Below are 11616 nucleotides of genomic sequence, written 5' to 3' on the forward strand. Positions count from 1 at the left end.
TGTTCTGGCCGGCGAAGGGCGCATAAGCTGGCCCTGCGCCGGATTATCCCTCAATGTTCGAGACGGATGTCGGAATCGACCTCCGGAATCAGGTCACGGGCGATTTGCCTCCGTCGATATTCAACGTCGTCCCCGTTATATAAGAAGCCGTATCGGAAGCGAGGAAGACGATCGCATCCGCAGCCTCCTCTGTCTCTCCGATCCGTCCGAGCGGGACGGCATGGCGCGGATCCCGGGCATACTCCTCCCAGCTGAGCGCGGGAGCGTCGCTTCTCCACTTCCGTTCGATCTGATCGCTGCGGATCATGCCGATGCAGACCGCGTTGACGCGGATGCCCTCGGCTGCGAGATCCCGGCTCATCGCTTTGGTGAGCGCGATTCCTGCCGCTCTGGTCACCGAGGAAGGAAGCGTAGCCGCCGCAGGGGACTTTCCTCCGATCGCCGTCACGTTGACGATGGCGCCGCTTCCGGCCCGCTTCATGAACGGCAGCGCTTCGCGGGTCATATGGACGGCTCCCATCAGCTTCAAGCCGATATCGGCCTCCCAGCTCTCGATGCCGACCTCCTCGAACGGGGCTGCCGCAGACGTTCCCGCATTATTTATAAGAATGTCGATTTTCCCGCCCCACTTCTCCGCAATGGCCGAGACGGCTTGCTTGACTCCATCGGCATCGGCAACATCGCAGGCCGCCGTCAGGACGCCGGCCCCGGTCTCCTGCCGAATCCGTTCCGCCGCCGCTTCGAGATCCTCTATCGTACGGGCGATCAGGGCAACATGAGCGCCTTCCCGGGCCAGCGTGAGCGCAGTGGCGTATCCGATGCCTTTGCTGCCTCCTGTGATGACGGCATGTTTTCCGCTCAGCTTGAGATCCATGGTCAACCTCCTTCGATGGTATCGAATCCATCCGGATCGCCTCTTGCATTTCCCGGGAAATCGAAGTCTGTGTCGTGTCTTGTCGTCCGGATCGGTCGTGCGGCTTAGCGGCCTACCTTGACATAGAAGCGGGCGCGCTCTTCCCAGATCTCGCCCGGTTCGAGTTCGAACAGCCCCATCTCCTCGGCTGGAAGGCTCATGTTGGGAGCATTGACGAGATTCACTTGCGGCTCCGGACAGAAGAACTCTCCCCGGCCCTGATTGTTGTACAGCATCCACTGCTTGTAGGAGGTTCCGACATCGTAGACGAGAGTGACTCCGCGCTTCGTGTCGGTCAATTCCATCCGGTTGCGGCCATTTTGGGGAACGGCTGTGTAATGGTGGTCCAACGCCGTCCAGAATGGATCGATTCCGTCTTCCTTCATGTTCTCTTCTTCGGTGCTCAGAGGCATGAAAGAACCGGTTGGCAGCATCCTCGGACTCATCTCCCAGCGCTCGCCGATCGTCAGCTTGAGCTTGCAGTCCTGCGCTTTGCTCCCTGGAGAGAACGGGGCGTTGAGCGTCGTATGGAACGCCAGCAGGCAAGGCATCGACTCGCTTCCGTCGTTGCGGAGCGTGACCCGTTGGGACAGGCCGTCCGGTCCGAGGGAATAGTGCAGGCGCACCGTATAGTTGAATGGCAGCCGGCGATAGGCGGGATGGTCCTCGTTGACCTTTACCGATACCGTCACGAAGCTCTCGTCGCCCTTATGGCCGAAGCTTTCTACTTCCCAAGGGGTTTGATAGAGAAAACCGTGCAGATGGTTGTCCGTTGCCGGCTCGTTGATGGGAAGCTGATAGATTCTGCCATTCCAAGGGAACTTGCCGTCTTCGTACCGGTTGGGCGGGAAAAGCACCGGAATTCCCCAGACGATGGAATTTTCCCGAAACTTCTGCATGTCCTCATGTGCCGGCTCGCGCAGAAACCGGTATCCGTTGACCAGATCACGGAAGGCAACCAGATTGCCTCCGATTTCGGGAAGCATGACCGCTTCGTAAGCTCCCGCCCGCAGATAGATCGCCTTTTGTCCCTGATAGATGCCCTCAAACGCACTGCTCGCGCTGCTCATATGGATATCCGCTCCTCTCTAAATTCCGCTTCTACTAGATTACCATATTTTTTTCGACCTGTTCTATACGAATTGACAAGCTTATTGCCCTGCAAGCAAAAGCCTGGCGCCGTCTATGCCGGCGCTTGACGCCGAGGTTCCGGCACCCCGCATTCAACAGGGAGAAATCTGCATGCAGAGGAAAAGAAAGCAGCCAGCGAAGCAAGGCTTCACTGGCTGCTCTTTCAGCCTTGCAGATTGTTACCGATCCGCCATGAACGGCTCCCCTTGCATCTCGGGGCCATGATCCGCGCTTTTCTCGCGCTGCATGAACGGCCACCAATTCGCCTCTCCGAACGTCTTGACCATGACCGGAACGAACAGCGGAAGCATGAGGAATGCGTACAGGACCAATCCGCACAAGACGATCGTGGCGATCTGCATGAGCGACATCACGCCGGAAGGCAGCATCGCCGCGAACGTTCCGCCGAGAATGACGGCGGCGGACAGAATGACCGATCCCATGTTGCGCATGGCGCGCAGAATGCCTTCCTTGGGAGCCAGATGTTTGTATTCGCGGAAGCGGTCGAGCAGGAAGATGCTGTAGTCGACGCCGAGCGCGATGAGCAGGACGAAGCTGAAGAACGGCACGGCCCAGCTGATCCCGTCATAACCGAGAATCCGGGCGAAGATGACCTCGGCGATAGCCATCGACGTATAGTACGTAATGAGCAGCGAAGCCATGATGTAAGCCGGAATGACGATCGAACGGAACAGGAGGATCAGAATGATGGAAATGCCGATCAGCATCAGGATAACGGTACGGGAATAATCCTCGTCCGAGATCGTATTGAGATCATGCTGCGTGCTCGTGATGCCTCCGATCGCATACTGGGAGCCTTCGTAGCCGGTTCCCTTCAGACCGCGCTCCACGGCCGCGTTCACATCCGGAATTTTATTGAGCGTGGTTTCTTCATAAGGATTTGTCGAGAACACGACATCGAGAGTCGTCATGTTCCCTTCAGGAGACAAGTAGGCTTCAAGAGCTTTCTTGAAGTCCGCATCGGCAAGAGCCTGCTCCGGCAAGTTCCAGCCGCTGAGTCCCGAATCCGGCTGTGCCGACAGCTCATCCAGATAAGTCCGGGCTTCGCCAAGTCCGTTCGATACTTGGCTGATGCCGTCGACACTCTGCTCAAGCCCGCCGGTAAGCTGCCCCAGCTGCGCGTCGAGATCGGCAAAGCCGGTCTGCAGCTGCTTCTGTCCTTCCTGCAGGGAGCTGAAGCAGCTCGTCACCTGCGGCAGGCGGCCGATGATCTCGCCTTGGCCGGCTGCTGCTTGGGAAATCCCCTGCTGCAGCGATTCGAGTCCCGCAGCCAGCTTCTTCAGGCTGTCGCCAAGCGCCGCTTGATCAGCTGCCGCCTGCGAAAAGCCGGCATTGGCATCCGAGATGCCTTTGGCTGCCGAGCTCAGCTGGACATTGAGCTTCTCCAGTCCACCGGCAAGCTGGGAAGCTCCGCCTGACAGCTGGCCGAGCGATTGCATCGCTCCCTGGAACTGAGCGTCTGCCGCCAGCTCCGGATATTTGTCGCCGAGCGCCTGGAAGGCCTGCTCCAATCCGGCAAGTCCTTGGGCCAGCTCCTTCTGGCTGGCGGCGGCGTCTCCATATGCGGAAGACAGCTGCCCCAATCCTCCTCCTACCTGCTTGTAGCCCGCAAGCAGCTTGTCGCTTGCTGCCGCCAGCTGCTCGGCGCTCTGCTGCGCTTGCGCAAGTCCAGCGCTCAGTTCCTTGGCGCCGGCCGATCCGTCCACAAGCCCTTTGCGGATCCGCTCGAGGTCTTGCCCGAGCTGCTCGACTCCGTCCTGCAGCTTGGCGGTGCCGGTGACGAGCTCGCCGGCTCCGTCGGCAGCCTGCTTCAGCTTCGGCGCATTGTCCGCGAGGCTGGTGCTGGCTTCCTTCAGCCCCTTGCCGATTTTATCGAGTCCATCCGTGCTCTGGCCGATGCCGCCGCCAAGCGTATCGGCTTGCTTGGATACCTCGAGGTCTTCCAGCGGAGATCCGGCAGGCCGGGTGGCGCTGCGTACGAGCTTGACGCCGTCCACTTTCGACAGCTCGCGGCTGATCTGCTCGACAGCAGCCAGGCCTTCCTTGCTGTCGAAGCTTTTATCGGCCTTCAGAATGACGGTCGAAGGCATCGAATCTCCGGGACCGAAACTGTCGGAGATCAGATTGAACGCCTTGACGGAACGGTATTCATCCCCGATTTCCTGCAGCGAGTTGAAGGAAATCGTATTTTTGTATGCAGCCATGAATGGCACGATGAAGATGGCGAGTATAACGAGAGCCCATACCGGCTTGCGCAGGGAGAAACGGCCCATGCGGTCCCACATGCGGCTTTCCTTATGCTCGAGAGAACCTCTTGCCGGCCAGAACAGCGCATTGCCGAGCACCGCCATGAAAAACGGGACCAGCGTGACAAGCGCGATCAAAAGCACGGCGACGCCGACGGCGACAGCAACCGCCGAGCGGTACAGCACGAAGGTGGAGAAGCCGATCGAGGCAAAGCCGACCAGAACCGCCGCCCCCGAGATCAGCACCGTGCGCCCGGCTGTGCGGTAAGTGGCCAATATCGCTTCCGTGCGGTCTAGTCCATGGGACAGCTCTTCCTTGTACCGGCTGATCAGCAGGATGCAGTAATCCGTTCCGATGCCGAACATGATCGCCACCATGAAGATCTGGGTGAAGTTCGAGAGCGGGAAGTCCGCATACTTGACGAGGAACGACACGACCGACTGCGACAGCAGATAGCTCAGGCCTACGGCGAGCAAAGGCACGAACGGCGCTACGACCGAGCGGAAAACGATGAACAGAATGACAAGGATGAAAATGACGGTGATGTATTCGGTCTTCGCCAAGCCCTCCATCGAGCTTTTGACCTGATCCTCGTTGATCATCCATTCGGAAGTGTAGTAATGCTCCGTCTTGATGCCGGAAGCCGCATTGTACAGCGCGTCCTGCAGGTCGGCGGCTTCACGGCCGTTTTTCTGGATGCTCACGAGGGCAAGCATCGTTTTGCCGTCCTTGGAGATCAACTGGTCCTCAAGCTCCTTCTGGTCGAAGGGGCCTGTGACCGACACGATCCCCTCCTTGCCGCCCGATTGCTTCATGGCGTCAAGCCCTGAACGGATGGCGGATTTATCGTCCCCGCTCAGCCCTTCTGCACGGTGGAACACCAGGACGGCCGACAACTCATCCTTTTTGGACGCGTCGGAGGACTGGGCGTTCTTCTCCTTGATCAGCCTGGACGCCGAGGAATAACCGTCCGGGACGGTGATCTGGCCTTTGTCCCTGACGAGCTGCTGCATATCCGGAGCGGACAGCATCAATCCGGCTGCAGCCGCTATCCAAACAATCAAGATGGCCCAGCGCCATTTCAATATCGTTCTCACAGTATGATTCCCCTCCGGTTATCAAGTCTTTAGTTTGTCGGCCAGAAACTCGAACATTTCAATGAACTGCAGAGCTTCTTCGTCCTCGAATGCCTGGATATAACGTCCGAGAGTTTCTTTGATGATCCGGTCGGTTTCCTTCGCTGTCCGAATTCCTTTGTCTGTGAGCGACAAAAACGTGACTCTGCGGTCCTTGCCGTCTGGATTGCGCTGGATCAATTCCTTGTCGACCAGCCGCGTAATCAAGGAAGTAATCGTACTTTTGCCCACGCAAAAAGCATCCGCAAGCTCCGTTGAAGTGCAGCCCCCGCCCGACTCGCCTCGCGAGTTCAAATAACGGACAATGCCGAATTGTTCCCTTGTCAGATCCTCCGGAAGCTTCTCCTGGATCAAGGCATTGAAACGCCTCGTCACGACAAAGCTCGCGGCCTCGTACCGCTTGATGATGTCCGGCAGCAGCTCTTCCTTCATCGCCAGTCCTCCTTTCTTGTACAAGTTCGATATTGAAATAGTTTGATAATCGAACTTTATCACGTCAAAAACCGCCCTGTCAACAGACAAGGCGGCTCGCTTCATTCCTACATTGCGGCTCGTGTCATTCATACATGCGGCTCGCGCCATTCCTACATTGCGGCTCGTGTCATTCCTACATGCGGCTCGCGCCATTCCTACATTGCGGCTCGTGTCATTCCTACATTGCGGCTCGCGTCATTCCTACATTGCGGCTCGCGTCATTCCTACATTGCGGATCGTGTCATTCCTACATGCGGCCCGCGTCATTCCTGTAGGCGGCTGGCGCCATCGGCCGTTCCGGGCTGTTCCAGCCACGTTCAGCCCATCAGGCTTCGTACAACGCCTGGATTTCCGTTACCTGATCCACGAGCTTGCGGGCTACATAGGGAGGATCCACGACCTTGACATGGGGGCCATAGCTGAGAAGCCGGGAATAGAGCCAGTAGCCCTGTTCTTCGCGATCCGTGACCTCCAGCCAGCCGTCATCCCGGATGACAATGAAGCTCCGGTCGTAATCATCCAGCACTCTCGTCTTGACCGAGGGGTGAAACAGCAGCTTCAGGTCGATTTTGAGGCTGTCTTGAATCGCCATGCGCTTGTCGAGCTCTCGCAGATCGACATCACGGCGGGTGAACGTCTCTGTCAGGAGATCCAGCTGTTCCATGCGGTTGAGGCGGAAGGTTCGGTAATCGCCGCGCTTCAGGCAATAGGCGTGCAAATACCAAATATAACCCTTCAGGGCAAGTCCGACCGGCTCCACCATCCGCTCGCTGCTCGTTCCCTGCCAGTCGAGATAGACGATGCTCAGCAGCCTGCATCCATCCAACGCTTCATGGATGGTTCTCAGCATGGCTTGATGCCGCTCCTTCTCCTTCCATGGATGCAGATCGATCAGCACCCGCTCGCCGGAGGAGCTCCCGCTCCCGTTTCCGGATCGTTCCACCAAGGCGATCACCTTGTCGATCAGCGACGAGAGCTGCTCTCCGCTCAAGGCAGACCCTACTCCGCGCAGCGCTGTCACGATGGATTGCAGCTCGTCGCAGCTCAAATATTGCCGCTCCAGACGATACCTCTCCATAATCTCGTAGCCTCCCGAGAGGCCCGGATAGGAAATGACAGGGATACCGGCCATATTCAGCGTCTCCAGGTCGCGGTATATGGTGCGCAGCGACACTTCGAAGCGCTCGGCAAGCTCCTGAGCCCCGACGCGCCTGCGTCCGAGCAGCAGCATCGTGATGCCGAGCAATCTTTCCAGCTTCAATCGGGCTCCCTCCTTGCATTCAATCCTTTGCAGGCCGCCGCCTGCAGGCTGCCATTTTTCGTCATGGCATCGCCCAGGTTCACTTCCGGGCGCGGCCGGGTAAAGAAGTACAACCCATCCAACGAGGTGATCATGATGACCGAACCATCAAAAAAAAAGCTGGACCATCAGCCTGGAGGCTCCGCCATCCAGGACCGGGACAATCCGGAGATGCTGCCGACGGAGAAGGAAAGCCTGATGGATTCAGATCCTTCCCAGATGAACGTGGATTCCATTCCGGTGGAAGACCAGACGATCGAACAGCAGGACGAGAAGGACAAGACCAAGACCAAAAACGATTCATCCAGCGCGCGTAAATATCATACCGGCTTCTAGGCCTCAGAAAGGGAGAGACATCTGCTCCAATACTTCGATCTCCGTCCCCGGCGTGCATCCCGCGCCGGGGATTTCCCTGAGGCGGGCCAGCTTGCCTGCCAAACCAGGCCCTTCGGAGGCATGCCGTTGCCCGGCATGTCCATCTGCTGCTGCCGGGGAGAGATCAGCCCTTGCATTGATCTTCGATATCCCTTCATTCACTGACTCCGCTGAATCAACGGGCACAGTTCTCCCTTCACGCACAGGCGCGGCAAGCATGGCATCAGCCTTCCCCCTTCCGCTCTCCCGGACGCCTCCCGCACTTTCCCTATAAAAACGGTCCTCTGGAATTCCGTGCAAGACCCTGAGCTCCGAGACGATTCGCTGAATCCGCTCCGCGTAATCGCGGCTCGCATAGGCACCGGTAAAGATCCGGTCGTAAGCCGGAAGAAGCGAGGCATCGTATCGCTGAAGCATTCCATAGTACCAGCTCTTCACGTCCGGTGTCAGGCGCAGCAAGGAAGTCATCATATAACCCGCGCCGGCCTCCTTGACCGCTCCCATCAGCTCGTCGAGCCGGGGACGGGAGTCGGTCAGCAGCGGAAGTATCGGCGCAGCGAACACGCCGGCCGGCAAGCCCGCATTTCTGAGCTCGGCCAGAGCCTGAAGCCGCTGCCGCGGCAGAGGCGCGCCGGGCTCCAGGAACCGGATGAGCTCATCGTCGAGGGTATTCAGGCTGATGTTGACCGAGAGCAGATTCAGATCGGCCAGGATGTCCATATCCCGCAAAACCAGCGGCGAACGGGTCGTGATCGATACCGGCACTCGGTAGCGGGCCAGCACCTTGAGGCACTCCCGCGTCACCTGCCGGCTGCTCTCGGCAGGCTGATAAGGATCCGTCGCCGTGCCGATCGCGATATGGCCGATGTCCCTCGCCAGCTCCTGAAGGTCGAAGCGCCGGGAAGCCGCCATATTGTGCAGCTGCTTGCGAAGCGCTTCGGCGGCATTGTCCTTGACGAGAATATGATCCTGGAACTCGTCGCTTCCAAGGCCGATGAACGATTGAAACGCTCTCGCATAACAGAAGCTGCAGCCATGGGCGCAGCCGCGGTATGGATTGATCGACCAGCCGAACGGCATCTTCTCTTCCTTGACCCGGGTCATCGCTTGCTTGACGACGACCGTCTCCAACCGCTTCGCGCTCATGAGCGCACCTCCTCCAGACAAGAACATTTGTTCCCATATAGCTTTACTATATCATAGGAATGAGCATCTGGCAATGCTAGACGCCCGATTCATCCCGCTCCTGTGCCCAGCCTTTGCCGACGACCTCGTGCACGTCGCTGAACGTGACAAATGCGCCGGGGTCGGCTTCATGCACGAGCCTTTTCAGACGGCCTGTCTCCTTGCGGCTGACGACACAGTAAATCACTTCGGCGCGCCTGTTGCTGAATGCGCCTCTCCCGTCGAGGAACGTCGCTCCCCGCTTGAGCTCGCGCAAAATCTCGCGTGAGATCAGCTCCGGCTTCCGGGAAATGATGATCGCTGCTTTGGCCGAATGGGAGCCTTCCTGGACGAGATCGATCAGTCTCGCTCCGACCAGCATGGCAATCAGAGTATACATGGCTCTTGTCAGGTCCAAATAGATCAAAGAGAGCAGCACAACGGCCGCATCGGTGACGAAAATCGTCCTCCCGAGGCTCCAGCCGAACGATCGCCTGCACAGCATCGCCAGGACGTCCACCCCGTCGGTCATGCCGCCGTGCCGGAACACGATCCCCAATCCCGCTCCGACGATAGCCCCCGCATACAGGGAAGCCAGCAGCAAGTCCTGAAGCGGCAGCCTGAACGGTTCGAACAAGAGGAGGAACAGCGAGAGGCTGAGCGAGCCGACTACTGCATGAATAAAACTGGTTCGCCCCATGTATCTCCAGCCCAATAAAAAGATAGGGACGTTAATGATGAGGCTGGACCAGCCGGGGCTCCAGCCAAGCACGTAGTTGAGAATCAGGGCTACGCCCGTTATCCCGCCTTCCGCCAAGCCGTTGGCCAGATTGATTTCATTGATTCCGAACCCCATGAGGGCGGAGCCGGCCAGGATGGCGGCTATGTTTTTCGCATGCTTTCCCCAGGATGTGCTTTTCATGAGGTGAATTCCTCTCCCGCCTTGAATCTTCCCATCCCCTCATTCTTCCCCGGAAATGCCGGAGCAAGCCCGTTATTGTCCGCCCTCGAACGGTGTGATACATTGGTACGAAAAGTGTCCGGCCTTCCGGATGCCAGTCTCCGGAGGTGCGGCATCTATTATGAATACTTTGCGCAGGCGAGCCGGCTCGTTTTCATGGAATTCTTTTTTGCTGCTTGCCGTCGTTTTTGCCGGCTATCTTGTCTTCGGCCTGTCGGAGAACATTAAAGGCCCCGCCATTCCGCGCATGCAAGCCGACCTGCGAATCAGCGAATTCCAGATTGGCCTGCTGCTGGCGTTCAACTCCCTCGGGTACTTGATCGCCTGCTCCTTCACCGGCTTCCTTGTGCGCAAGCTCGGCATGCGCGCGACGACGGTCGCCAGCTTCGGGGCGATGGCCGTATCCGGGCTGTTCATCTGGGCCTCCTCAGGCTTTTTTTCGCTGTCCGCCGCCTACTTCTTCCTCTACATCGGCAACGGCGCCCTCGAGATCGTCCTGTCCTTGCTTGGAGCGCGGATTTTCACCCGCAACGCAGGGACGATGATGAATCTAGCGCATTTCTTTTACGGTCTCAGCTCCATGGCCGCGCCTCTGGCCGCCGCGTATTTGATGGCTTTCCGTCCAGGAGACGGCGGTCCCCTCGGCTGGGGAGGGATGTATGCTCTCGTCATGGCCCTCTCGATTCTGCCTGCCATCCCGGCTCTGCTCGCACGTTTCCCCGGCAAGGAAGTCGCCGAAGATCCATCGTCCGCCCGCAAGCAAGAGACGGAGCCTGACGGTCCTGCCGCAGCTGGCGGCCTCTCGGTGCGCCAGTATGCGAGAGATCCCGTGGCCTGGTTTGTCGTTGCCATCCTCTCCGCGGGAGTCGTAGCCGAGATGGCTTTCGGAGGCTGGCTTCCCGCCTTTCTGGAAAAAGCCTACCGCTGGGACGGGACGGCAGCTTCCGCGATGCTCTCGGGGTTCTTCGTCTGCTTCACCGCTGCGCGGCTCGTGCTTGGCCCTCTTACCGACCGAATCGGCCTTATCCGCTCCATTCTCATTTTCTCCCTGTTTTCCGGTCTCTGCACCGTCGCGGCCGTATTCGCCGGGGAACCGGGAGCCTGGCTGTTCGCTCTTGCCGGAGCCGGCATCGCTCCGATCTATCCGACGGTAATGGCGTTTCTGGCTGTCCGCTACGCAGGCCGGAGCGATGCAGCCATCACGTTTACGGTGACGATGCTCGGATTTGCAAGCGTAGCGGGCAATCTCCTGATCGGAGCCATCACCGACGGCTTCGGGCGTCTGTTCGGCAACTCCGGCAGCGGCGAGATGCGCGGCATGCAGGCCGGCTTCCTGTTCATCGGCTTGTGCGCGCTGCTCTGCGCCTGCGCAGCCGCCCTCCTGCTCCGCCATCTCAAAAACAGAGAAGCCGCTCCGGCAGGGAGCGGCTTCTAGGATACGGCTTCAATCGATGCCAGGCCGACATGGATGTTACAGCGGCCTAGCCGTACAGCAGATCAGTTCCCGGCATGAGCAGCCTTCGCCTCGGCGACAAGCTCTTCCATAAGCTCGGGCAGCCATTGCTCAAGGCTGTAGAACTCGAATCCCGCCGCCGCAGCGAGGGAATTGTCCATATGCCACGAATTTCCAATTCCGAAAGGGGATCTCTGCTCGTCCGCCGGCTGCTCCGGGATGACGGCCGTTTTGCCGGTCGCCTTCTCCACAAGGCCGATGACTTCCCGGATGGATATATCCCCGTTCGAGCAGCAGTTGACCGGTCCGTTCAGGGAGCTGTCCTTGAGCCAGCACAGGAACGCCGCCGCTTCGGCGGAATGCACGAAGGAGATTCTCGCGTCCGGGGACGGCACTCCGATCGGTTTCCCGCTCAGCACCTTGTCGACGTGGAAGTGCAGC

General features: G+C 58.9%; 11 protein-coding genes (1 of these 11 only partly in view). 2 read left to right on the forward strand and 9 right to left on the reverse strand.

What is annotated here, in order from left to right:
• Window positions 1-88: 88 nt before the first annotated feature.
• The 6 genes from AC06G8_RS18480 to AC06G8_RS18505 form a co-directional block, all read right to left on the reverse strand.
• A complete protein-coding gene (locus AC06G8_RS18480; protein WP_480283520.1) occupies window positions 89-874 on the reverse strand; it encodes an SDR family NAD(P)-dependent oxidoreductase in 786 nt (261 codons plus the stop codon).
• A 104-nt stretch (window positions 875-978) separates the two neighbouring features.
• Entirely contained in the window at window positions 979-1983 is a 1005-nt protein-coding gene (locus AC06G8_RS18485; protein ID WP_480283521.1) for an aldose epimerase family protein, read from the reverse strand.
• A gap of 240 nt (window positions 1984-2223) precedes the next feature.
• Entirely contained in the window at window positions 2224-5409 is a 3186-nt protein-coding gene (locus AC06G8_RS18490; protein ID WP_480283522.1) for an MMPL family transporter, read from the reverse strand.
• 21 nt (window positions 5410-5430) lie between these two features.
• Complete coding sequence (locus tag AC06G8_RS18495; RefSeq protein WP_480283523.1) at window positions 5431-5880, reverse strand: MarR family winged helix-turn-helix transcriptional regulator; 450 nt, start codon at window positions 5878-5880, stop codon at window positions 5431-5433.
• A gap of 367 nt (window positions 5881-6247) precedes the next feature.
• Window positions 6248-7183, reverse strand: a complete 936-nt coding sequence (locus tag AC06G8_RS18500; RefSeq protein WP_480283524.1) for a helix-turn-helix transcriptional regulator — start codon at window positions 7181-7183, stop codon at window positions 6248-6250.
• On the reverse strand, window positions 7180-7317 hold the full coding sequence (locus AC06G8_RS18505; RefSeq protein WP_447665286.1) for a hypothetical protein: 138 nt from the start codon (window positions 7315-7317) through the stop codon (window positions 7180-7182). Before AC06G8_RS18505 ends, AC06G8_RS18500 begins: the two co-directional genes overlap by 4 nt.
• 1 nt (window position 7318) lies before the next feature.
• Here AC06G8_RS18505 and AC06G8_RS18510 point away from each other — a divergent pair, with 1 nt between their 5' ends.
• Complete coding sequence (locus AC06G8_RS18510; RefSeq protein WP_480283525.1) at window positions 7319-7558, forward strand: hypothetical protein; 240 nt, start codon at window positions 7319-7321, stop codon at window positions 7556-7558.
• Window positions 7559-7561: 3 nt separating this feature from the next.
• On the opposite strand, the gene AC06G8_RS18515 is transcribed toward AC06G8_RS18510, so the two are convergent.
• Both AC06G8_RS18515 and AC06G8_RS18520 read right to left on the reverse strand, forming a co-directional pair.
• On the reverse strand, window positions 7562-8743 hold the full coding sequence (locus tag AC06G8_RS18515) for an SPL family radical SAM protein (RefSeq protein WP_480283526.1): 1182 nt from the start codon (window positions 8741-8743) through the stop codon (window positions 7562-7564).
• Window positions 8744-8819: 76 nt separating this feature from the next.
• Window positions 8820-9683 carry a YitT family protein gene (locus AC06G8_RS18520; RefSeq protein WP_447665283.1) on the reverse strand — a complete coding sequence of 288 codons (864 nt, stop codon included), beginning with the start codon at window positions 9681-9683 and terminating at the stop codon, window positions 8820-8822.
• Between the two features lie 160 nt (window positions 9684-9843).
• On the opposite strand from AC06G8_RS18520, the gene AC06G8_RS18525 reads away from it, so the two are divergent.
• A complete protein-coding gene (locus AC06G8_RS18525) occupies window positions 9844-11157 on the forward strand; it encodes an MFS transporter (RefSeq protein ID WP_480283527.1) in 1314 nt (437 codons plus the stop codon).
• 62 nt (window positions 11158-11219) lie between these two features.
• Here the strand turns inward: AC06G8_RS18525 and AC06G8_RS18530 are convergent, their stop codons facing one another.
• A protein-coding gene (locus AC06G8_RS18530) for an NAD-dependent epimerase/dehydratase family protein (RefSeq protein WP_480283528.1) crosses the window boundary here: on the reverse strand, window positions 11220-11616 show its 3' portion. 500 nt of this gene lie beyond the right edge of the window; only the last 397 of its 897 coding nucleotides appear in the window; its start codon lies off the right edge, out of view — the gene reads right to left on this strand; its stop codon occupies window positions 11220-11222.

It is taken from the genome of Paenibacillus sp. SJS-P3 (assembly GCF_056711585.1).

Bases quoted from the DNA above. Each gene is read 5' to 3' on its own strand.
- AC06G8_RS18480 (WP_480283520.1), bottom strand. From the start codon at position 874: ATGGATCTCAAGCTGAGCGGAAAACATGCCGTCATCACAGGAGGCAGC.
- AC06G8_RS18485 (WP_480283521.1), bottom strand. From the start codon at position 1,983: ATGAGCAGCGCGAGCAGTGCGTTTGAGGGCATCTATCAGGGACAAAAG.
- AC06G8_RS18495 (WP_480283523.1), bottom strand. From the start codon at position 5,880: ATGAAGGAAGAGCTGCTGCCGGACATCATCAAGCGGTACGAGGCCGCG.
- AC06G8_RS18505 (WP_447665286.1), bottom strand. From the start codon at position 7,317: ATGATCACCTCGTTGGATGGGTTGTACTTCTTTACCCGGCCGCGCCCG.
- AC06G8_RS18510 (WP_480283525.1), top strand. From the start codon at position 7,319: ATGACCGAACCATCAAAAAAAAAGCTGGACCATCAGCCTGGAGGCTCC.
- AC06G8_RS18515 (WP_480283526.1), bottom strand. From the start codon at position 8,743: ATGAGCGCGAAGCGGTTGGAGACGGTCGTCGTCAAGCAAGCGATGACC.
- AC06G8_RS18520 (WP_447665283.1), bottom strand. From the start codon at position 9,683: ATGAAAAGCACATCCTGGGGAAAGCATGCGAAAAACATAGCCGCCATC.
- AC06G8_RS18525 (WP_480283527.1), top strand. From the start codon at position 9,844: ATGAATACTTTGCGCAGGCGAGCCGGCTCGTTTTCATGGAATTCTTTT.